The sequence below is a fragment of the Cupriavidus cauae genome, from assembly GCF_008632125.1.
In the GTDB taxonomy this organism is placed as follows: Bacteria; Pseudomonadota; Gammaproteobacteria; order Burkholderiales; family Burkholderiaceae; genus Cupriavidus; species Cupriavidus cauae.
Map to the genome: position 1 here is coordinate 38,639 of NZ_VWRN01000025.1, position 21,094 is coordinate 59,732.

General features: G+C 69.5%; 14 protein-coding genes. 12 read left to right on the plus strand and 2 right to left on the minus strand.

Annotated features, from left to right (window positions below):
• Positions 1-11 precede the first annotated feature (11 nt).
• From bioB to F1599_RS08315, 12 genes are all read left to right on the plus strand, one after another.
• On the plus strand, positions 12-1,076 hold the full coding sequence (gene bioB / locus F1599_RS08260) for a biotin synthase BioB (protein WP_150082729.1): 1,065 nt from the start codon (positions 12-14) through the stop codon (positions 1,074-1,076).
• A gap of 166 nt (positions 1,077-1,242) precedes the next feature.
• The gene (locus F1599_RS08265) at positions 1,243-3,267 is read left to right on the plus strand and encodes an acetyl/propionyl/methylcrotonyl-CoA carboxylase subunit alpha (protein ID WP_149317283.1); all 2,025 of its coding nucleotides are present in this window, start codon (positions 1,243-1,245) and stop codon (positions 3,265-3,267) included.
• A gap of 263 nt (positions 3,268-3,530) precedes the next feature.
• Positions 3,531-6,119: a hypothetical protein gene (locus tag F1599_RS08270; RefSeq protein ID WP_150082730.1), complete on the plus strand. Its 2,589-nt coding sequence runs from the start codon at positions 3,531-3,533 to the stop codon at positions 6,117-6,119.
• A gap of 90 nt (positions 6,120-6,209) precedes the next feature.
• Complete coding sequence (locus tag F1599_RS08275) at positions 6,210-7,151, plus strand: 2-hydroxyacid dehydrogenase (protein WP_150082731.1); 942 nt, start codon at positions 6,210-6,212, stop codon at positions 7,149-7,151.
• A 63-nt stretch (positions 7,152-7,214) separates the two neighbouring features.
• Positions 7,215-8,156: a hydroxymethylglutaryl-CoA lyase gene (locus tag F1599_RS08280; protein WP_150082732.1), complete on the plus strand. Its 942-nt coding sequence runs from the start codon at positions 7,215-7,217 to the stop codon at positions 8,154-8,156.
• 142 nt (positions 8,157-8,298) lie between these two features.
• Positions 8,299-8,835, plus strand: coding sequence for a YbaK/EbsC family protein (locus F1599_RS08285; protein WP_150082733.1), 537 nt, complete (start codon positions 8,299-8,301; stop codon positions 8,833-8,835).
• Positions 8,832-9,263 (plus strand): thioesterase family protein, encoded by a 432-nt coding sequence (locus F1599_RS08290; protein WP_150082734.1) that lies wholly within the window; start codon positions 8,832-8,834, stop codon positions 9,261-9,263. The genes F1599_RS08285 and F1599_RS08290 overlap by 4 nt, the downstream gene beginning before the upstream one ends.
• Before the next feature lie 239 nt (positions 9,264-9,502).
• Positions 9,503-12,211, plus strand: coding sequence for a hypothetical protein (locus F1599_RS08295; protein WP_150082735.1), 2,709 nt, complete (start codon positions 9,503-9,505; stop codon positions 12,209-12,211).
• 33 nt (positions 12,212-12,244) lie between these two features.
• Positions 12,245-14,935, plus strand: a complete 2,691-nt coding sequence (locus tag F1599_RS08300; protein ID WP_150082736.1) for a hypothetical protein — start codon at positions 12,245-12,247, stop codon at positions 14,933-14,935.
• 151 nt (positions 14,936-15,086) lie between these two features.
• A complete protein-coding gene (locus tag F1599_RS08305) occupies positions 15,087-15,392 on the plus strand; it encodes a DUF1289 domain-containing protein (RefSeq protein WP_317845735.1) in 306 nt (101 codons plus the stop codon).
• Positions 15,389-16,339 (plus strand): MBL fold metallo-hydrolase, encoded by a 951-nt coding sequence (locus tag F1599_RS08310; protein WP_150082738.1) that lies wholly within the window; start codon positions 15,389-15,391, stop codon positions 16,337-16,339. Before F1599_RS08305 ends, F1599_RS08310 begins: the two co-directional genes overlap by 4 nt.
• Before the next feature lie 5 nt (positions 16,340-16,344).
• Positions 16,345-16,962, plus strand: coding sequence for a GNAT family N-acetyltransferase (locus F1599_RS08315; protein WP_149317599.1), 618 nt, complete (start codon positions 16,345-16,347; stop codon positions 16,960-16,962).
• Here the strand turns inward: F1599_RS08315 and F1599_RS08320 are convergent.
• Both F1599_RS08320 and F1599_RS08325 read right to left on the minus strand, forming a co-directional pair.
• On the minus strand, positions 16,952-18,532 hold the full coding sequence (locus F1599_RS08320) for an ABC transporter substrate-binding protein (protein WP_149317273.1): 1,581 nt from the start codon (positions 18,530-18,532) through the stop codon (positions 16,952-16,954). The genes F1599_RS08315 and F1599_RS08320 overlap by 11 nt on opposite strands.
• 210 nt (positions 18,533-18,742) lie before the next feature.
• Complete coding sequence (locus F1599_RS08325) at positions 18,743-21,037, minus strand: TonB-dependent receptor (RefSeq protein ID WP_150082739.1); 2,295 nt, start codon at positions 21,035-21,037, stop codon at positions 18,743-18,745.
• Between the last annotated feature and the right edge of the window lie 57 nt (positions 21,038-21,094).

Below are 21,094 nucleotides of genomic sequence, written 5' to 3' on the forward strand. Positions count from 1 at the left end.
TTCGACCCGACATGACTACCATCGCCACCATTTCCGCCGATTCGCTGCGCCAGAGCGCGCGCCAGCAGGTCGCTCAAGCCACTCAAGCCACTCAGGCCACTCAGGCCGGCACCGACGATACCAGCGGCAACAACGCCCGCTGGACCGTCGACGCGGTCGCCGCGCTGTTCGCGCTGCCGTTCAACGACCTGCTGTTCCGCGCGCAGCAGGTCCATCGCGAGCACTTCGACGCCAATACCGTGCAGCTGTCGACGCTGCTGTCGATCAAGACCGGGGGCTGCGAGGAGGATTGCGGCTATTGCCCGCAGAGCGCGCACCACGATGCCGGCGTCAAGGCCGGCAAGCTGATGGCGCTCGAAGACGTGCTCGAGGCGGCGCGCACCGCCAAGGCCAACGGCGCCACGCGCTTCTGCATGGGCGCCGCCTGGCGCAGCCCGAAGGACCGCCATCTCGAACCCGTGATCGACATGGTGCGCGAGGTCAAGGCCATGGGGCTGGAGACCTGCGTCACGCTCGGCATGCTGCGCGCCGAGCAGGCGCAGCGCCTGAAGGACGCCGGCCTCGATTACTACAACCACAATCTGGATACCTCGCCGGAGTTCTATGGCGAGATCATCAGCACGCGGACCTACCAGGACCGGCTGGACACCATCGGCCATGTGCGCGACGCCGGCATCAACGTCTGCTGCGGCGGCATCGTCGGCATGGGCGAGACGCGCGAGGCGCGCGCCGGCCTGATCGCGCAGCTGGCCAATATGGACCCGTATCCGGAGTCGGTGCCCATCAACAATCTGGTCCAGGTCGAGGGCACGCCGCTGGCCGGCACCGCGCCGCTGGACCCGTTCGAGTTCGTCCGCACCATCGCGGTCGCGCGCATCACGATGCCGCGCGCGATGGTGCGCCTGTCCGCCGGCCGCGAGGCCATGGACGAAGCGTTGCAGGCGCTGTGCTTCCTGGCCGGCGCCAATTCGATTTTCTACGGCGACAAGCTGCTGACCACCGGCAACCCGCAGGCCGAGCGCGATCGCGCGCTGCTGGGCCGGCTCGGCATCCGCGCGGAAGGACACGCGGGATGACGAAGGTGTCCGTGCCTGCGGTCCACCCCGCATTCCCGCGAAAGCGGGGCCCCGGCGACTTGCGCAAGCCGCCGGGTTCCCGCATGCGCGGGGACGACGGGGCGTTGCGCGCGGCGCGGACACCAGCAGCCAGCCGGTCGCCGTTCCCCATCAACAAGGAGGAGCCATGTTCACCAAGATCCTGATCGCCAACCGCGGCGAAATCGCCTGCCGTGTCGCCGCTACCTGCCGGCGCCTGGGCATCCGCACCGTCGCGGTCTATTCCGACGCGGACGCGCAGGCGCGCCATGTCGCCTACTGCGACGAGGCCGTGCATATCGGCGGCGCCGCGGCGCGCGACAGCTATCTGCGCGGCGACCACATCATCGAGATGGCGCGCGCGACCGGCGCGCAGGCGATCCACCCCGGCTACGGCTTCCTGTCGGAGAACGAGGGTTTCGCCGAGGCCTGCGCCGCGGCCGGGCTGGTGTTCATTGGGCCGCCGGCATCGGCGATCCGCGCGATGGGCAGCAAGAGCGCGGCCAAGCAGTTGATGGAACGCGCCGCGGTGCCGCTGGTGCCGGGCTATCACGGCGAGGACCAGGACCCGGCGCTGCTGCGCCGCGAGGCGGACCGCATCGGCTATCCGGTGCTGCTCAAGGCGAGCGCGGGCGGCGGCGGCAAGGGCATGCGGGTGGTCGAGGACGCCGCCGGCTTCGACGCCGCGCTGGCCTCGGTCAAGCGCGAGGCCAGCGCCAGCTTCGGCGACGACAAGGTGCTGGTCGAAAAATACCTGACGCGGCCGCGCCATATCGAGATCCAGGTGTTCGCCGACACGCAGGGCAACTGCGTCTACCTGTTCGAGCGCGACTGCTCGGTGCAGCGGCGCCATCAGAAGGTGCTGGAGGAAGCGCCGGCGCCCGGCATGACCGCGGAGCGCCGCCGCGCGATGGGCGAGGCGGCGGTCGCGGCGGCCAAGGCGGTGGGCTACGTCGGTGCCGGAACGGTCGAATTCATCGCCAATCAGGACGGCTCGTTCTACTTCATGGAGATGAACACCCGGCTGCAGGTCGAGCACCCGGTGACCGAGATGATCACCGGCCAGGACCTGGTCGAATGGCAACTGCGCGTGGCCGCCGGCGAGCCGCTGCCGCTGTCGCAGGAGCAGCTGCGCATCGACGGCCATGCGCTCGAGGCGCGCGTCTACGCCGAGAATCCCGACAAGCAGTTCCTGCCGTCGACCGGCACGCTGCGCTACCTGCGCACGCCGCCCGCGGTGCAGTTCATGCGGGGCGAAGACGTGCACGGCCCCGCCGGCGTGCGGATCGATTCGGGCGTGCGCGAGGGGGATGCGATCAGCCCGTATTACGACCCGATGATTGCCAAGCTGATCGTCTGGGGCAAGGATCGCGACGAGGCGCTGGCGCGCATGCGGCAGGCGCTCGCCGCCTATCACGTGGTCGGCCTGTCGACCAATATCGCCTTCCTGCAGCGGCTGGTGGCCTCGGAGCCGTTCGCCAGGGCGGACCTCGACACCGGCCTGATCGCGCGCCATGAGGCCACGCTGTTCGCGCCGCCGGCGCCGGTCGGCATGGAGCTGATCGCGCTGGCGGTGGCCGCGCTGCTCGATGCCGAGGCGCGCGAGCGCCGCATCGATGCCGCGGATCCACATTCGCCATGGACCCATGCCGGCCCGTGGCGGCTGAACGCGGGCGCGCAGCGGGTGCTGCGCTTCGCGCATGGCGCGGACACGCTGGAGGTCACGCTGCAGGCCGATGCGCAGGGCAGCACGCTGTTCTATGCCGACCAGGCCGCGCCGTTCCGCACGCATTGCGTCGCCGACGACGTCCAGGTGGACCTGGGCACGCGGCGCGCGCACGGCCAGGTGCATCGCGACGGCGATGTCTTCCATGTGTTCGCCGGCGGACGCCACGTCGCGCTGGAATGGCAGGACCCGCTTGCGCACGCGGGCGACGCCGAAGGCGAGGGCGGCAAGCTGACCGCGCCGATGCCGGGCAAGGTGATCGCCGTGATGGTCGAGGCGGGCGCCACCGTCACGCGCGGCACGCCGCTGCTGGTGATGGAGGCGATGAAGATGGAGCACACCATCAGCGCGCCGGCCGACGGCGTCGTCGGCGAAGTGCTGTATGGGGTCGGCGACCAGGTCGGCGAAGGCGAGCAGTTGCTCGGCTTCGAGGCCAAGGCGGGTTGAAGCTTCGCGGGCAGGGCGTGCGGTACTTGCGTTGCGAAATGCAAGATTCGCATGCCTTCCCGCAAGCCGGCTGCGGCGTCGCGTTGACAATGGCCCGATGCCTTGTTTTCGCGAGGCCGGTGCCCGGGTGCCCCGCCTGACATCGAGCCCACGGCATCGGCGCTCTCCCGGGTTCCCCGGGGCGGGCGCCATCGGCAGGTCGGCACCGGACCGCATGGCTTCGCGGCACGAGGAAATCCTCAATCGCACATCCTGAGTTTCCCATGCCCCGATACACCCTCGACGCCTGCGCACCGCCGCCATGCAACGCGGCCGCCGCCGCCGCGGCCGCCACCTCCGCCACCCGATCCCCCGAACACGATTTCGGCGTGTTCCGCTTCGACGGCTATGCCGTCTCCATCAGGATGGACGACCGCGGCATGCGAGCCGAGCGGCTCGTCAAGCATGCCACGTCACCCGGTCCCCTTCATGCGCTGCTGTACTGGTTGAAGACCCTGTTCAAGGCCGAGGGCGGCGCGTCGTGGTATCTGAACAAGCGCGACAGCAACGACGTGATCGGACAGCGCTGGGCGCAGGACAGGCAACGGCATCTGCGATCCTTCACGACGTCCGCGCCGCCGCAATCGACGCAATCGACGCAATCGACGCGGCCACCAACGGACCTGCCGGCGCTTGCTTGCGCCGAGGCGGCCTGGACAGTCGTGCTCGGTTGCCTCAATAGCCGCGATCGTGCCGCGATCGGACTGACCTCGAAGCGCATGCAGTACGCGATGCACGGCGAGCTCGCTCTGCAGGGCGCCCTGGCCCGCGCGCGCGGCCTGCGCACGCTGGAGGGCCTGCAGAAGGTTGCGGCGGACTACGGTCTGGACACCGGGCAGCAGGCCGATCCCACCCGAGCGGACAGGCTGATGCCAGGACAGAAGGAGGCGCTCGTCGTCGCGCTTGCCGAGCGCATCCCGATGCTGGAAGGGGGGCGGCACGGCGCGGCATTGGACTATCTGTGCCGACAGGCCGCGGGCCTGGAGGGCCGCACCGGCCTGCGCGTACGCGCCGCGCTGCTGATGTCGCTGCCCAAGGAGCAGCGCGAAAAGGCGGCCGCCGTGCTCTTGCCCGACAAGGCAGCCTACGCCGCGCTGATCCGCTCGCAGACGCCGCAGGAACAGCGGGAGCGTCTTGTCGCCATCACCGAGGCCTTTCTGCACCAGCCCGGCACCGCCGAGCCGGCCGTCAGCCGCTGGGACGAACTGCTTGCCGATGCCAGGGGCGACCGGCTCGCCCGGCCCGCTCTGGCGGGGCGGCAACTGTTTGCGCTGGCCACATGCCTGAAGAAGATCGCAAGGCCTGGCGGGAACGACGATCGCGAGCTGCTCGCGGCCGCGCTGGATCGCTGGCATGCGCTGCGTCAGCAGTTGCCCGCATTGCCCGCCACGGAAGCCGTCGAACTCGCGTATGCCCTCTCCAGAAGCCTCGAGCGTCTCGAGGCCGACAGTGTCGAATGGGCGAAGGCGGTGGCGTTGCTCGATGCCTGGCAAGCCAGCGTGAAGCTGACCTGCGAACAGCAGGTCAGGCTCCTTGCCCGGCTGGCGCACATGAAATCGACGGAAGGGTTGGCCAAACGCTGGTCGGCGGTGTGGGACCGTATCGAAACCGGGCAACTTGGCCACCTGGGCGCCCAGGCCGCGCGTGAGCTCGCGTGGGTGCCGGCGCAGGAGGGCTGGCAGCGCGTGGTGAACTTCTGCATGGACGATCGCAAGGCCTCGCCGAATCAGCGCGCCGATATGCTGCTCGCCCTGGTCCAGTTCGTCGAGATGAGGCGGTTCTTCTTCGGCCAGCTCGACGTCAAGGCATTGAAGCCCGAGCTTCACCAGGCCGCGATGAAGCTGATGGAGAGCGGTGGGCCCGTTTTCCCGCTGCTGCGATGCCAGTGGCGGCCGAAGGCCGAGACCGCCGCGGCCATCCGGAAGCATCTCGACTGGCCGCGCCATTGCGAGGCGCTGGTGCAATGGCTCGAGTACCGTGGTCATCGGGATGCGGCGCCGCAGTGGAGCCTGTCGGATCTGCTTGCGCTGCAACCGGACCTGGCCCGGCTCGTGGAGCGTATCGTCCGGGATGGCGACGGTGCGACGGGAGACGCCGGCGAGCGGGTGGCGATGGCGGTGGCCGCATGGGCCGATACGCAGATCGTCAGCCAGCAGGTGGAGCCTGCGCTGGCGCTGGCAGAGGCGTTGCGGCCGCTGGTACAGGCCACGTGCCGCCATGATCGCGGCGGCGCCGCTCTGCCGCGGTTGGCGCAGCTGATCAACAGCATCATTCTGGTGGCGAACGAGCAGCCCGACATTGCACGCGCCGGTCGCATCGACGCGTTGTTCGAGGCGACCTGGGCGCTTGCGGATGCGCTGCCGCCCGCCGACCGTCGCGCCATGCTGGATGCGCTGATCATGCTGAAGGAGCCGTTGCAGCCGAACGAGATACGCCGCACGCCGCAATTCTGGGCCGGCAGGACGCTGCTTCGTGCCGCGCAGGCAATATCGGACGACATGCCGGGCCGCGCCAATCTGCTGGTGGGGCTGGCGAAGGCCGAATACATGCTCGATGGCCAGTCCAACCTCGGCGCCCACTTTGGCAGTGCGCGCATGCAGATCCACCTCAAGACCGTCGCGTTGCCGGACAGGGAGTTTGCGGTGGCCGCGGAACGCCTCGCGCTATGGTTCGCCGGCCGGCCAGCGGACCGCGCCGAGGCCCGGGCATGGGAAAAGGCGAAGTCGGCCTTCCTCGCCCGGGTGCGAGGCCTGTCAGTCGAACACCACATGGCGCGCCAGCGTATCGAGCACTGGATGGAACCGGAATGGTAGGCGATCCCGTCCCGGCTCTGCCGGCGCCGGCTGGAGAATGACGGAGTCTGAGACAATACGCCGGGACAAGACCAAAGACGTGGAGAAGCGATGAAGCTGCAGTTGTACGTGCCCGATGGCCGCTATGCGCCGTGGATCGAGGGGTTTGCGCAGGCCCTGCCCGAGGCGCAGTGCGTCACCTGGGAAGAGAGCCAGGGACAGCCGGTCGACTATGCGGTGGTCTGGCGCCCGCCGCTCGAGATGCTGAAGGGACGCCGCGACCTGAAGGCCGTGTTCAATCTGGGCGCCGGCGTGGACGGCATCCTGCGGCTGCGCGACACCGACCCGGACGCGCTGCCGGCCGGCGTGCCGATCGTGCGGCTCGACGATGCCGGCATGGGCGCGCAGATGGCCGAGTACGTGACCCACGCGGTGCTGCGCTATTTCCGCCGGCTCGACGACTATGCGGCGCAGCAGCAGGCGGGCACCTGGAAATTCCTCAAGCCGAATCGCCGCGCCGATTTCACCATCGGCGTGATGGGCGTCGGCACGCTGGGCGCGCATATCGCCCGCACGCTGGCTGCGTTCGGCTTTCCGGTGCGCGGCTGGAGCCGCTCGCCGAAGACCGTCGAGGGCGTGCAGTGCCATGCCGGCGAGGCAGGGCAGGCTACCTTCCTCGACGGGCTGCGCGTGCTGGTCAACGTGCTGCCGCTGACGCCGGAAACCGAGAACATCATCGACGCGGCGCTGCTGAACCGGCTGGCCAAGGGCGCCTATCTGATCAACGTCGCGCGCGGCCCGCACCTCGTCGAAGAGGATCTGCTGGCAGCGGTGCAGCAGGGCCAGATCGCCGGCGCGACGCTGGACGTGTTCCGCACCGAGCCGCTGCCGCCCGAACATCCGTTCTGGGGCGAGCCGCGCATCACCATCACGCCGCATATCTCGGCGCTGACGCTGCGCGAGGACAGCATCGCGCAGATCGCCGACAAGATCCGCGCGCTGCGGGACGGCCGGCCCATCGCCGGCGTGGTCGATCTGCAGCGCGGCTACTGACCCGCGCCACGAAAAACCGGACCGCCGCCGCGAGCGGCGGCCACCACCAGACGAGGAGCAGCGATGAACCAACCCAACTACGTGAAGATCGTCGAGGTCGGGCCGCGCGACGGCCTGCAGAACGAGAAGGCGATGGTGCCGGCCGACACCAAGGTCGCGCTGATCGACCGGCTGACCGAGGCGGGCTTCGTCAATATCGAGGCGGCCTCCTTCGTGTCGCCCAAGTGGGTGCCGCAAATGGCCGACGGCGCCGACGTGATGGCGCGCATCCAGCGCCGGCCCGGCACGCTGTATTCGGTGCTGACGCCGAACATGAAAGGCTTCGAGGGCGCGGTGGCGGCCGGCGCCGATGAAGTGGTGATCTTCGGCGCGGCCAGCGAGGCCTTCTCGCAGAAGAACATCAACTGCTCGATCGCCGAGTCGATCGCGCGTTTCGAGCCGGTGGCGGCCGCGGCCAGGGAGAAGGGCATCCGCTTGCGCGGCAGCATTTCGTGCTCGCTGGGCTGTCCCTATCAGGGCGAGGTGCCGGTCGCGGCGGTGGTCGACGTGGTACGCCGGATGCGCGACCTGGGCTGCGACGAGATCGACATCGCCGATACCATCGGTGTCGGCACGCCGGCCCGCGTGCAGGAGGTGATGCGCGCCGCCGCCGGCGAGTTCGCGCTGGACCGCCTGTCCGGCCATTTCCACGATACCTATGGCCAGGCGCTGTCGAACATCCTCGCCAGCCTCGACGTCGGCATCCAGATCTTCCACGCCTCGGTGGCTGGCCTGGGCGGTTGCCCCTATGCCAAGGGCGCAACCGGCAATGTGGCGACCGAGGACGTGCTGTACATGCTGCACGGCATGGGCGTGCGCACCGGCATCGACCTGGAGCAGGTGGTGCGCGCCGGCGACTTCATCTCGCAGGCGATCGGCCGCGCCAACAACTCGCGGGTGGGCCGCGCGCTGTTGACCAAATGGGCCGCCGACAAGGCCGAGGGGAACGCCGCGGCCTGCGTTTGATTCTGAGCCTGGGCCTGCGCCTGGGCCTGGGCCTGGGCCTGAGCTTGAGTCTGAGCCTGAGCCTGAGCCTGAGCTTGAGCCTGAGCCTGAGCCTGTCCGACCTATCCAACCAAAAACAGGAACGCGCGGAGACCGAAGCCCGATGCAGAACCTCGCCCAACCCTTGTCGTTGTCCGCAGGCACCGCCACCGAGGCCGCGTTGCCCGAATCCGCCCAGCGCGTGGCGCGCCTGCTCGCCGAACTGGGCCATGACAAGCCGATCGTGATGCTGCCGTCGACCGGCAAGACCTCGGCCGAGGCCGCCGCCGGCCTGGGCTGCTCCGTCGCCGAGATCGCCAAGTCGATCGTCTTTCGGCGGCTCGACGACGATGCGCCGGTGGTGGTGATCGCCAGCGGCAGCAATCGCGTCGACGAGGCCAAGGTCGCCGCGCGAGTCGGCGCGCTGGGCAAGGCCGATGCGCGTTTCGTTCGCGAGAAGACCGGCTATGCCATCGGCGGCGTCTGCCCGATCGGCCATGCGGTCGCGCCGGTGATGCTGCTCGATCGCGACCTGTTCCGCCATGACAGCCTGTGGGCGGCCGCCGGCCATCCGCACGCGGTGTTCAACCTGACCCCGCAGCAGCTGCAGGCGATCACCGGCGCGGAAGTGGCCGACGTGGCCCAGGAGGGCGCGGCATGAGCCCCGATCTGAAGCCCGGCCTGGCCTTCACCTGGCGCTATACGGTGCCGCCGAAGGCGACCGTGCCCAATCTCTACGACGACGTGCCTGGCTGTCCCGAGATGCCCGACGTGCTGGCCACCGGCTACATGGTTGGCATCATGGAATGCGCCTGCCTGCAGATGCTGCGCCAGTACCTGGACTGGCCGCGCGAGCAATCGCTCGGCACGCTGGTCAGCTTCACGCATCTGGCGCCGACGCCGGCCGGCATGACGGTCACGGTCAAGGGCGTGCTGACGGCGATCGAGGGCCGCAAGCTGCGATTCGAGCTGTCCGCCTGGGATGGCGAGGACAAGATCTCCGAAGGCGTGCACGAGCGCCATCTGATCGACGCGGCGCGCTTCAACGACAAGGTCGCCGCCAAGCGGGAACGCGCGGGCGGCGCGTAAGGATTCGGCGCCGGCGCCGAGGTCCTGAACGGGCCGTCGGGGCCATCGTGAGGCCATCGGGGTATTCAGGGATATTCGGGGGCCATCGGGGGCATCGGCGACACGGCGCGCCATGGCGTTACGTTGCTTGAAAGGCTTGCGTTTGCCGCGCTTTTGACAAGCGGCGAGGCACCACGTGGGAACAATACCGGGTCAGGCTCGCCTCCCCACGTCATGCTCACCGGCCTCGCCGGAACGCCATGCCCGAATCGTTCCACTACATCTACCACGGCCCGCCGCCGCCGCGCCTCGAAGACGTCGAACGCCTGCAGCCCGTCTTTCGCCGCGCATACCCCGTCAATATCGTCTGGCTCAAAGGGAAGCCGGTGCGTGCCGAACGCGTGCACGCCGCCGAGCCCCGATCGCCCTGGCAGCGGCTGATCGATTGGCTTCGCAGTCTGTTTGGCCTCGCGGGCGGCCGTAGCTGGGCCATCGGTGCGCGCGACGCCCGCAGCCTCGTCAAGCAGCGGCAACGGATCGAGCGGGCGTGGTGGTCCCGGCAGCCACAGGGGTCCGCCGCGACGGATCGTACCGCGGCGGGTGGGCGAGCCGAACCGGCCCCCAGTGCCCACTGCCCGCCCGTGACAATGCACGTCCCAACGCACGTTCCATCGGCCCTGTGGCGTCAGGCATGCCGATTCCTGCAGCCGGAAGACGTGCTGGCGCTCGCCATGGTCAGCAGGGACGCGAAGCGCGCCATCGTCAGCCAGACGCTGGTCGCGCGGGCCATGCAAGGGGTATCGAATGCCGCGTCGTTGTCTGCCATGCTCGCCGTCATCGCCGATATGGCCGGCTGGCATCGGCGACACGACCCCTGCTGGCCGGTACCGATGGCCGACCGGGCCTCCGTTCTCGCCGCGCTTGCCGCGCGCGTGCGTGTCCTGCTGAATGGGCAGCAGCCGGCCGCCTGCGCGGCGTTGCTCGATGCCGCGGAGCGTCTGGACCATCCCGGCGCGCGCGCCGGCGTGCTTGCCGCGATCGCCACGGCCCTCAATCCGGTTTGCCATGCCGACCGTCATGCCATCGCCGACCGTCTCCTCGGCATGATCCTCGCCTTGCCGGACGAGCTGCAATACGCCGCGCTGTGCGCGGTGCTGGGCAGTCCGAGGCCGCGGGATGTGCGATTGGCGTTTACGGCGCTCACCCGCACTGGCGGAAACTGGTTTGCCGTGGTGGGGCGGCTGCCGGCGTCGGATCGGGCGCGCGCGGGACGGAACCTGCTGTGTGCCCTGTTCGAGCGAGGCCACACTCTCGCCAGCCCGGGTGTGCTGCACGCCATGCTGGTCGATGCGCAGGACGACGCCGCGGATTGCCCCGCCTCGAAGGCGATCCTGCTGGAAACGATAGGCACCGCATGGGTCGCCAGTGGCGATGCCGCGCAGGACGAGGCGCGGTGGCGCTCGCTCTTCCAGCAAGCCTGTGCGCTGCCGGCGACGATGTTCGAACCGGTGGTGCACGGCCTGCGTGGCAGCCTGCGTGAATTGCCGGAGGCGGCGGCGGTGGCCTGCACCGCGGCCTTCCGCACATGGATCGAGACGGCTTCGCTGTCGGCATCGCAGCGGGTCGACCTCGGCGCGGGGCTGATCCACCGTCTGCCGCTGGAGGACCGTGCCGTCTATTGGCACGCCAGATGGTCCGACTGGCGCAATGGCCGGCATGACGATGAGGCGCACGCCATTCGCCTCGCCGGCAAGCTGATCAACATGCTGTGGTGCGTGCCGTCGCTGGCCGGCTGGCCAGCGCCCCTGGACGATCGCCATGGCGCTCCCCTCGCGCCCGCGCTGCGGGCCCGGCTGTTGACGATGCTGCCGTTGGAGGCCATGCGCGACGAACCCGGTTGCCTGGCCGCCGTGGTGGAGGAATCGATGCGGCTGGCAAAGCAGCACGACAGCCCGGGAGCCGCGTTGTGGTGGTACTTGGCCGGCTCGCTGTCATGGGCGCAGCGGCGCCAGGTCGAGTCGTTGCTCCGCCGAATGGAGCCGGCCAGGCTGTTCGACGCGCTGCATGACGTGATGCAGGGCGGCGAGGCCCGCTCGCCCAATGCCGCCACGCTGGCGATGAGCCGGCTGGAGAAGCCCTGCACAAGCGCGAAAGAGGCGCCCACGCGCGTCCGCCTGGCCACGCTGATGGCCTGGCATTACGAGCAGGAGATTCGCGCCGGCGGCGCACTGCGCGAGCGGCTCGGCCACGTCGGAACGTTGACCGACGAGCTGGAGGCCAGCGCGCCGGTGCAGGGGCAGGACGAATTCGCCACCGCGATGGCCGTGCTCGGCAACACCACGGCCATGGCGGCAAGCCTGGGCAAGCGCGGGGACGATGTATCGGCGGCAGATGCGATCGTGCGGCGAATCTGGTACTGGATCGAACGGATGCGGGCCTCGACGCGGATGGCGATCGTCCAGACCCTGCTCGATCGCAATGCGGGGTCACGGCGCAACACTGCCGCCATGTTCTACGACTATCTGTCCCGATCGAGCCTCGCTCATATGATAAAACTGGCCTCGCGCAGCGCTGCCCAGGTGCCGATCGCGCAGCGTGGGGAGCTGCTGGTCGAGCTGGCCAGCGCGCATATCGAAGCGGCCAGCACCGGTTTCGATGCCACCCGCCTGGCGCAGTGGAACATGTTGCGCAGCGCCGTGCCGGCGGGCCATCGTTTGCGCATGCTGGCCGCCGCGGGACCCTGGATCACGCGTGCTCCCAAGGACGACAGCCTGCGATCGATGTGGCTCGATTGCGTCGCGGACTATGCGGCGCTGTGCGATCGCCTCGCGGCCGTGGACCAGCCCTGCGTCGCCCAGTGGCGCGGCCTGGCCAAGGCGGCATTGTCCCCAGAGGCGGCGCCCGCGGGCGTCGATGCACCGAATCCCGATGCCGACCCGAGCCCAATCGCCGCGTCGGCACCCGGTTGATGGCGGGCCCCTTGCGCACTGACGAGCTTCCCCATGCCGCATCCTCCCAAGTATCTCTACGAGCCGGCCCATGCGGACAGCATTGCCGCGCTGTCCCGCCTGGGACGTCCGCCGTCGGGCGGCGCACAGACCGTTGGCGTCTTCCGTTTCCGCGGCGGTGAGCCGGTCCGCATCGAGCGTCTGGACGATGACACCTTTGTGGCGATCCGGCTCGATGCATCGGGCCGGCCGCGCCGCTTGCCCGGCAGCTTGCTTGACCGATTGCTCGATGTCATACGGTCGCTGTTTCGGCTGGAGGGCGGGACGCGGTGGACGCTGACCAAGAGTGACTGTCGCGAGATGGAGTCCTGGATGTTCGCGTTGTCCGCGCGCGCGATGCAACAGGAAGCGCGATGCCGACGCGAGCGTGCCGCGATGCGCGATCGGCGCGACGCCAGCACGCTGTCACGGTTCGAGGCGCTGCCGCTGCCCTTGCTGCACGCGATCAGCGCGAGACTCGGCTTGCAGGACTGCCATGCCCTGCGGCAGGTCTGCTCTCGCTTCGCAGAACCGATGGCGCACTGCGTGCCCTTGCTGCACGCGGAATCATGGACGACGCTGGCGGCGCTGCGCCGCGCGCTCGCCCATCTGTCGCCGAAAACGGCGGACGCACCGTTCGCCGCTCCGCCGGATCGATCGACGCGCGACAAGGCATTGAAGCGGGCGGCCGGCCGCATTTCGGTGCTGCCGGCCAGCCAGCGTCGCGCCGCCCTGCAGACCGTGCTGGGCGGGATCGAGCAGGCGTTTCCCGACGGCGACGGCGGTGCGGTAGCGCTGCGCGTGCTGGCTTCCCGGCTGGCGCAGTTGCCATGTGTCGACCGTGACGACAGACGCGAGGTACAGCGTCTGGCGTACCAGCTTTGCGGCGCGCTCGAGCGTCTGCCACTGGCCGATCGGGTCGGCGCGGCCCTGCGGCTGTGCAGGAGCCCGATGCTGTCGATCGCCGACCGCGTGCGCGCGCTGCTGGTGCCGGACTCGTGCTGGGTGCTGGCCGCGCGGGTGGTACCGGCGGCCGAGCGGCCCCGTGTCATCGACGAGCTCGTCGCGCTGGTTGCCCTTGTTGCGCAGCCGTCCCGTTTGCCACCATCGAAGGCAGTGCCGATGGCCCAGCAGGCCCTGCCCCTGGCCGAGCTCGATCCGGCCGCCGGCGCGCATGCGCTCGCGGCCCTGTTTCGCATCTCGTCGCCCGCCATGCTGACACACGACTGGCCGGCCGAGGCGCGAGGCGGCGAAACGTCGTTCCGCACTGGCGTGGCGGTATGGGAGCACCTGGTGGCAACGGCGATCACGTGGCCGACTCAGGCGGCCGCTCTTCTGCTCAAGGCGCTGTTGCAGGCGTTGTCCGCGCTGCCGAACCAGGGCGCCAAGGATAGGGCCCGCCTTGCGGCAGGCAGATGGCTGGAGAACGCGGCCAACCTGCCAGCCCATGACCGCCGCGCGATCGACGCACTGCTGTTCGCGCTGCTGGCCCGGCCCGCGCGGCTCGCCGCCTGGAACGCGATGTGGGCCGCCCTGGCGCCGCCGAAAACGCAAGACGGCGACACGGAGATGGATGTGAGCCAGATCGCGAGATGCCTGGTGTACCTGGCCGATGCCCAGCAGTGGGAGCCGATGCTGCTGCCCCGGCTCGAGCGGTTGCCGCCGCAGCAGCAGGCGGCGATGCTGGCCAACCTGCCGGCATACCTGTACACCGGACCGCATACGATGGAGCTGTTCGAGCGGGTGGTGGACCTGGCGGTCCACCATCGCCTGTTGAGACCTCTGACGTTGTGGTACCGCGCCCGCACGGCGCGGGACTACGGCCGATACAGCGATGCGCTGGACAGTGCGCTGATCTGCCTGCCGAAGCTCGAGCAGGCGGAGTGGATCGTCGCGCTGTCGCGCAATCGCGTGGTGCCCGAGCTGTGGATCGACGTGGGGCTGGCCGCGATGGAACCGCCGTTGCCGAATGCGGCGCTGCAGGCGTCGCTGCTCGGTGCCGTGGTGTCGCAGTGCCATCAATGCGGCGTCCGTCTGGACGAAGTCTGGCAACCGCGGGTCGTCGGCCTGACCCAGGCATTGGCGCAACTGGAGGGTACGGCGGCCGGCCTGGACACCAGGGCGGTCTCGGCGCTGGTCGGCATCGGCGACACCATGCTGCAATTGCACGACGGCCTGGCGAAGTCCGCCCGGCCGGCGTGGACGGCGGACGCGATCCCCGCCTTCGTCGATGCCGTATGGAGGCAAGTCGAGAAGTTGCCTTTTGCCAGCACGCTGAGCATGATCGCCAACCTGTGCGTGCCCCGCGCGCTGTTCGCTCCATCGTACGAGCGGCACTTTCATCTGACCACAGTGCGGCATGCGATCGCGCTGCTGCCGGCGTTGTCGCCGCGGCAACGCGGCGACTTGCTGCCGAGTCTGATCGACATGGAGTCGGGGCCCAAAGGCGCGCGGCCGGTCGATTGGCGCGGTTTCGACAGCTGCCGCCAGGCACTATGGCAGGCGGTCGCGGCGCTGCCTGCCCGTGAGCGAGCCCGAACCGGCCTGCTCGACCAGGTGTCGCACTGGTTCGCCCGTTCGCCTGCCGACGCGCGCAGCCGGCAGGCGTGGAGGGACGCGCGCCGCCAATACCTTGCAATGGTCGACGCCGCGCCCCCCGAGCAACGTCCGGTACTGGTCAGGCGCCGATTCGGAGTCTTCGGCTGATCCGCTGATCCGGCTGATCCGGCTGATCCGCTGATTCCGCTGATCCGGGGAAGTGCGGGGCGCCCAATCCGTAAGGCTGTGCCGTCCGCCCAATGGCGCTACACTGCGTCGATCAGCCAGGCCATTCGTCCCCATGTCAGCCGACCCCAAATTGATCGCCGACCTGCGCCGCCGCGCGCTTGCCGCCCAATATGCGAAGCCGGTCGCCTCGCCGTGCCGCGATGTCTGCCGCATGGGCCAGCACGGCTATTGCGAGGGCTGCTTCCGTACCATCGACGAGATCGCGGGCTGGGCCAATCGCAGCGAAGACGACAAGCGCGCCATCTGGCAGGCGCTGCCGCAACGCGCCGCGGCAGCGGACGCGGCCACCGCGTCCGACATGTCCGGCACGTCGGATACGTCCCGCCCGTCCGATATGTCCGACGCGTCCGACACGATGCAAGCAGGCCGGCCATGACGCAATCCACGGCAAGCGAGCCAGGCGCAGCAGGCCAGAGGCTGCCCGCCGGCATCCGCGTGTTCGAACGCGGTTGGCTGTCGGCCAACAACGTGCTGCTGATCGACGGGGACGATACCGTGCTGGTCGACAGCGGCTATGTCAGCCACGCCGAGCAGACCCTGGCCCTGGTCGAGGCCGCGCTGGACGGCAAGCCCCTGAAGCGGCTGATCAATACCCATCTGCATTCGGACCACTGCGGCGGCAATGCGCTGCTGCAGCGGCGTTGGCAGCCGCGCACGTGGATTCCCGCGGCCGAGGCGCGTGCCGTGGCGCAGTGGGACGTCGATGCGCTGACCTACCGCGCCACCGGCCAGCAGTGCGATCGCTTCGCCTTCGATGCGCTGTTGGAGGATGGCCAGTCGATGCGGATGGGCGGCATCGACTGGCAGGTCATCGCAGCGCCCGGGCACGACCCGCACGCGGTGATGCTGTTCGCGCCGGCCGAGCGCATCCTGATCTCCGGCGATGCGCTGTGGCAGCATGGCTTCGGCGTGATCTTTCCCGAGCTCGACGGCGACAGCGGTTTCGCCGAACAGGAAGCCGTGCTGCGGCGGATCGCCGAGCTCGATGTGCGGCTGGTGATCCCCGGGCATGGCAGTCCGTTCACCGATGTCGGCGCGGCACTGGAGCGCGCCAATGGCCGCCTCGACTATCTGCGTGCCGACCCGCGCCGCAACGCCGCGCACGCGCTGAAGGTGCTGGTCAAGTTCAAGCTGCTGGAGCAGCGTCAAATGACGCGCGACGCGCTGCTGCAGTGGATGGCGCAGGCACCGTTGCTCGAGCGCGTGCGGCTGCGCTATCTGGACGGCGCGCCGCTGCCCGAGGTGCTGCAGCAGGTCGTGACGGGCCTGGTCAAGGCGGGCGCGGCGACGGTCGACGGCGATACGGTTTGCAATTCGGATTGAGCGCGATGGGAACCGTGCCGATCCTGCGTGGCGACGGGTTTTCGCTGCGCCCGTTTCGACAGGCCGATGCCGAGCAGTTGGCCGCCGCCGTGCAGGAGTCGATGGCCAGCCTCGCGCCATGGATGCCTTGGGCCCACCTGCGCTACAGCGTGCGCGACGCGCAGTTGTGGATCGATACCTGCGCGGACAATCTCGCGGCCGGCCTCTCCTACGACATCGGCATCTATTCGGAGGACGGCCGCGTGCTGTTCGGCGGCGTCGCGCTGAACCAGATCTCGACCGAGAACCGCATGGCCAACCTGGGCTATTGGGTGCGCAAGAGCCGGCAGGGCGAGGGGCTTGCCACCCGCGCCGCCTGGATGATGGCCTGCTTCGGTTTTCATCGCCTGCATCTGACCCGCATCGAGATCGTCGCCGCCGAGCAGAATCTGGCGAGCCGCCGCGTCGCCGAGAAGACCGGCGCGCTGCTCGAATGCGTCGCGCGCAACCGGCTGGTGCTGCGGGGCGTGCCCTGCCGCGCGGCGATCTACTCGCTGGTGCCGGAGTCGGTGATGCCTTCCGTTCCGACCCCGGCGCCGAGCCGGACCCCGGCGCCGGCGTCGCCCCGGGCCGTCAGCGAGTAATGCTGAACGCGTAGGTGCGTTCGTCCTGGCGCGGGATCACGGTCAGGCCCTTCTTCGCCGCCCACACATTGATCTGGTAGTACAGCGGGATCACGCCGTAGTCCTTGATGCCGATCTCGGTGGCCTCCTGCAGCAGCTTCTCGCGCGCGCGGTCGTCGATCGTCGTCAGCGCGGTGCTGAGCTTGGCGTCCAGCGCCGGGTTGCTGTAGCGGCCCCGGTTCGATGCGCCCCAGCCCTTGGCGGGATCGTAGGTCGCCAGCAGCGACTTCAGCGACGAGCCGGCCTCGCCGGTGTCGGCGCCCCAGCCGGCCAGCATGAACGAGAAATCGAGCTTGTTGGCGCGCGTGAAGAAGCTCGCCGACGGCATCGCCTCGACGCGCGTCTGGATGCCGATGCGGGTCAGCATCGAAGCGATCGCCTGTGCCACCTGCTCGTCATTGACATAGCGGTTGTTCGGCGTATGCAGCGTCAGCTGGAAGCCGTCGGGATAGCCGGCCTCGGCCAGCAGCCGCTTGGCCGCCGCCGGATCGGCGGCATCGGGCTTCAGGCCCGGCACGTGGCCGAACAGCGAGCTGTTGACGAGCTGGCCGGTCGGCTCGGCCGCGCCTTCCATCACGCGGTCGACGATCGCCTGGCGCGAGATTGCCTTCGAAATCGCCTGGCGCACGCGCGCGTCCTTCAGCGGATTGCGGGGCAGCGGCTTGCCGGCCTTGTCGGCGACGAAGGGCGACACCTCGCGGTCGCTGTCCATATGCAGGTACATCATGCGGAAGGTCGGCACCTTGAACACCGACACGCCCGGATCGGCCGACAGCTTGCGGATATCCGAGGTCGGCACGTTCTCGATCACCTGCACGTCGCCGGCCAGCAGCGCCGCCACGCGCGGCGCGTCGTTGGTCAGGATGCGCAGCGACACCGTGTCCCATTGCGGCTTGTTGCCCCAGTAGGCGTCGTTGCGCGTCAGCTCGATGCGGTCGCCCTTGCGGAAGCTGACGAACTTGTACGGCCCGGTGCCGACCATCGCCTTGCCGCTGTTGAAGTCGTCGCTGGAGGCGTTGCCCGCCGCCTGCTTCGACACCATGTAGATCGTCGACAGATCGTTGGGCACCAGCGGATAGGGACCGTGGGTGGTGATGCGCACGGTCAGCTTGTCGACCGCCACCACGTCCTTGAAGCCCTTGGTGTAGATCGTGTACGGCGAGGGACTGTTCTTCACGGTGGCCGGCCGCGCCAGCGAGAACACGACGTCCTGCGCGGTGAATTCGCTGCCGTCGTGGAACTTCACGCCGGGCCGCAGCTTGACCTCCCAGGTGGTCTCGTCGACCGCGCGCCAGCTCAGCGCCAGCGCCGGCTTGAAGCGCATCTTCTCGTCCTTGGCGATCAGCGTCTCGAACATGTGCTCGGCGACGTTCGCGTTGGGCGTGACGTTGTGATAGTGCGGATCCAGCGAGGTGATATCGCCGGACAGGCCGATGGTCAGGCTGGCCGCGTGCGCGGGCAGGGCGGCGGCGCCGAAGGCCAGGCTTGTGGCCAGCACCGCGGCGCGCAGGGTACGACGAACGAATGGCATCGGGCACTCCCGTCGGTTGAGGTGTGCGGCATTGTCCGGACCGCGCTCTTGCAGTGTCAAGACGGATAGACCCGCGGCGCGGCGCTGCACCCGAAGCAGGCAGGCCAGGCCACGGCAGGCCCCCGCGCGCCCCGGTCGAGTGCCTGTTGCACCGCGATGAAACGTCGCCCCGGTAGCCGGGAAGCGGTGCCCGGCCACCGGCGCGCACCGCTAGAACGTCGTGCGCATGCCCACCCGCACGCTGCGGCCTGCCATCGGCGCGATGTCGCGCAGGATCGAGGTGGCATTGCGCGCCTCCTCGTTGGTCAGGTTGTCGCCGCGCAGATAGAGCAGGGTTTGCGTGCGGCCGCTCCTGATCTTGTAGGTCAGCGCGACGCCCAGCATCGTGTAGGCGTCGGTGGGCGTGTCGTTGACCGGCACGCGGGTCTGCTTCGCGGCCCAGGTCAGGTCGATGCGCGCGCCGAACGGCCCGGCGCCGTAGACCAGCGCGCCGCCCAGGCGCAGCGGCGCCAGCCGCGGCAGCGGTTCGCCGGTCTCGCGGTTCTCGCCGCGCACGTAGTCCGCACGCGCCTCGAAGTCCAGCGTATCGCTGCCGGTCAGCAGCTTGCGCGCCAGCCGGGTCTTGCCTTCGGCCTCGAAGCCGTACAGCGTGGCCGGGATGCCGAGGTAGCGCAGCTCGGGCAGGGCGTCCGCGCTGCCGGGCGCCACCAGCTCGCCTTCCTCGTTGCGTGCGTTGCCCGTCGCGGACAGCGCCAGATAGTTGGAGAAGCGGCTGTAGAAGCCGGACACGCCGGCGCTGTGATCGCCCTGCTTGAAGCGCAGGCCGAGGTCGACCGAGGTCGCGCGTTCCTTGTTGGCGTTCGGATCGCCCTGCTCCCAGGCGCCGGTGGCGACGTGCGGGCCGTTGGCGTAGAGCTCGTAGAAGGTCGGCGCGCGCTCGGTGTAGGCGACGTTGGAGGTCAGCGACCAGGCCGGGCCCAGCTTGTACAGCAGGCCGGCCGAGGCGCTGCCCGCGTTGAAGCTGCGGTTGGCGTCGGCAAAGCGTTCGTTGCCGCCGGCGGTGGCCTTGACGCTGGTATGGTCGATGCGGCCGCCCAGGTTCAGCTTCAGGTTGCCGGCCGCATCCAGCGGCATTTCCTCGAATACGAACAGCGCGGCATTGTCGGTGTCGCTGCTGGGCACGAAGGCTTCCTCGCCCAGCGCGGAGAAGCGGGTCGCGCCGAACTGCGCGCCGATCACGCCGCGCATGCGGCCGATGTTGCCGTGCTGCGCTTCGATGCGGGCATCCCAGCCCTTGTTCTTGAACACCGTGCCGGTCTCGCCGCCCTCGATTTCCTTGTGCTCGTAGTCGGTATAGCCGAACTTGCCCTTGACCGATTCGAGCCAGCCGCCGGTGGTGCCGGACAGGTTGCGCGCCTCGCCTTCCAGCGCGAAGCGGTCCTGCTTCATGTTCAGCCGCACCTCGTCTTCGGCGGGCGTGCCGTAGTCGTTGCGATAGGCGCTGTAGCTCGCGCCGACGAAGCCGTCGGCCCAGGTGTAGGAGCCGCCCAGCGCGCCGCCGTGCTGCTCGGCGTTGGTGTTGGGCAGCCGGCCGCGGACCTCGGTCTCGCCTTCCTCCAGCGGCTGGTTGTTGCGCAGCCGCTCGCTGCGGGCGAAGCCGGGAATGCGCAGGTCGCTGGTCTTGCGGGCGAACGCGTCGGCGTGGATCGCGAACTTGCCGTTGCCGGCCTCGACCAGCCCGCTGGCATTGCGCGCCGCGTCGCCGTCGATGGTGGCGCTCAGATCGGTGGCGCCGGTGACGCCTTCGATCGGCGCCTTCGGGATGCGGTTGTCGATCACGTTGACCACGCCGCCGATCGCATTGCCGCCGTACATCAGCGCCGCGGGGCCGCGCACGACTTCGATGCGCTCGGCCACCAGCGGGTCCAGCGGCACCGCGTGGTCGTAGGACAGCGTGGCGGCGTCGATGCTGCTGCCGCCGTTCTGCAGCACCTTGATGCGGTCGCCGTCGAGCCCGCGGATCACCGGCCGGCTCGAGTTCGGACCGAAGTAGGTCGACGACACGCCGGGCAGGCTGTTCAGCGTTTCACCGAGCGTGCTGTTCTGGCGCACGGCCAGGTTGTCGCCCTGCAGCGTGGAGACGGCCGGCACCAGCGAATTCAGGTCGCTGCCGAGCGGGTTGGCGGTGACCACGACTTCGCCGAGGGTCGGGGCGGCTGCCGCGGGGGTGGCGGCCGGCATCGCGGCAGGGGCGGCCGGTGCGGCGCTGGCTGCAGGGGCGGCAGTGGTGGCACCGGGCACCGCGGCCGGTGCGGCGGGCGGGGCGCTCTGGCTCCAGGCGGCGGGTGCCGCCAGGCACAGCGCGACGGCGGCCAGCGGCGTCAGGCGGGTGCCAAGCCGATGCGACAGGTCTTGCGTCAGGTGTTGCAGAAGGTCGTACGTCGGGCGGACCGAAGCGTGAGAGGAACGGCGTGCGGCGGCGGTGCGTTGCAGGGTCGGATTCATGGCTCGCGATGCGAAGGACATCGGGGGGCGATCGGCGCGATCGCTGACTGATTGCCC